Below are 1,428 nucleotides of genomic sequence, written 5' to 3' on the forward strand. Positions count from 1 at the left end.
TGACAAATCCTGAAATAGGTTGACTAAAAATTAAACACTTTTAGCAAACTATGGAACCCACAAAAAAAGAACACTGTCCAAAAATTGAGTACAAAAAAATTGGTTTCGACCTAAAACTTTCCATCATTGACCAAATTTCAAACGGTCAAATCTCGGTAAATCACGCTTCCAAATTACATGGAATTTCTCGCTCTTCAATAACCTATTGGATGAAAAAATTGCGTTCCTTTGAACAAAATTCCAAAGCCATGAGTAAAAACCAAGAAATTAAAAAACTCAAAGAACGCATTGAAGAACTTGAGTTCGTTAAAGATTTTCAACAAATGATAATTGCTGATTTTGAAGTAAGCACTAATCTTGATTTTGCAAAAAAGTCGTTGCCCGAAGCGTTACTAAAAGAAGTGGAGAAAAAAAAGAAAAACCTTTTAAAATAAAATGGTTCTACCAATGCTTCGGGATAAGCAAACAGGCTTATTACAAAAGAATGAACAAACAAAAAACGCAAGATTTACAGGCTGAAAAAATCAAAGAACTCATCACTCCTATTCGCCAAAAAATGGCGCGATATGGAGCAAAAAAATTATACCTGGACATTCAAGATGACTTTCAACAAAATGACATAAAAATGGGTAGAGATAAGTTCTTTCATTTTTTAAGAAATCATGATTTATTAATCAAAAAAACAAAGCTATATCACATAACAACCGACTCAAAACATGGGTTTTATAAGTCAAAAGATTTACTTGTAAATCTTGAAATAAAGCATGCCGAACAAGTATTTGTTAGTGATATAACCTATATCAAATTGGCTTCTCAACATGCTTATTTAGCACTTGTTACAGACGTTTATTCCAAGAAAATCATGGGGTACAAAATTGACACAAATATGCGAGTACAACTAGTCAAAGACGCACTGCAAATGGCTGTAAAAAACAGACTTTATAACAATGAAAATCTAATCCATCACTCCGATAGAGGGATGCAATATTGCTGTCCAGATTTTGCTGAATTTGCCAAATCAAAGAACATTATTTTAAGTACAACTCAAAACTCAAGTCCGTATGAAAATGCCGTAGCCGAAAGAATTAACGGAATTCTAAAACATGAATTTGGACTAAACAAGACGATTCCTAATTTAAAAACAGCTCAAAAAATGGTAAAACAAGCTATCGAAATTTATAATAATGAGCGAAGACATTGCTCACTGGAGATGAAAACACCACATTTTGCTCATCTAAATCAAATACACAAATACAAGTCGTATAAAAAGAAAAAAAAGACTACTTTAGAAGTGTAAGAATGTTGGTAAGTTTGGAAAAAAATCCCTCCAAAGATTTTTTCTAAACTTATCAATATTCTGGCAATTATCAATTATTTTTGAAATTATACAATAACCAAAAATAGTCAACCTATATCAGGAAAAGACAG

Annotated in this window: 2 protein-coding genes; both read left to right on the forward strand. The window is 31.4% G+C overall.

Going from position 1 to position 1,428, the window contains the following annotated elements:
• Window positions 1-50 precede the first annotated feature (50 nt).
• Complete coding sequence (locus tag BMW63_RS17765) at window positions 51-434, forward strand: helix-turn-helix domain-containing protein (RefSeq protein ID WP_074724794.1); 384 nt, start codon at window positions 51-53, stop codon at window positions 432-434.
• Between the two features lie 23 nt (window positions 435-457).
• Window positions 458-1,297 carry an IS3 family transposase gene (locus BMW63_RS17770; protein WP_245745025.1) on the forward strand — a complete coding sequence of 280 codons (840 nt, stop codon included), beginning with the start codon at window positions 458-460 and terminating at the stop codon, window positions 1,295-1,297.
• Window positions 1,298-1,428: the final 131 nt, after the last annotated feature.

Source organism: Flavobacterium frigoris, assembly GCF_900111075.1.
GTDB classification, from domain to species: Bacteria; Bacteroidota; Bacteroidia; order Flavobacteriales; family Flavobacteriaceae; genus Flavobacterium; species Flavobacterium frigoris.

Bases quoted from the DNA above. Each gene is read 5' to 3' on its own strand.
- BMW63_RS17765 (WP_074724794.1), top strand. From the start codon at position 51: ATGGAACCCACAAAAAAAGAACACTGTCCAAAAATTGAGTACAAAAAA.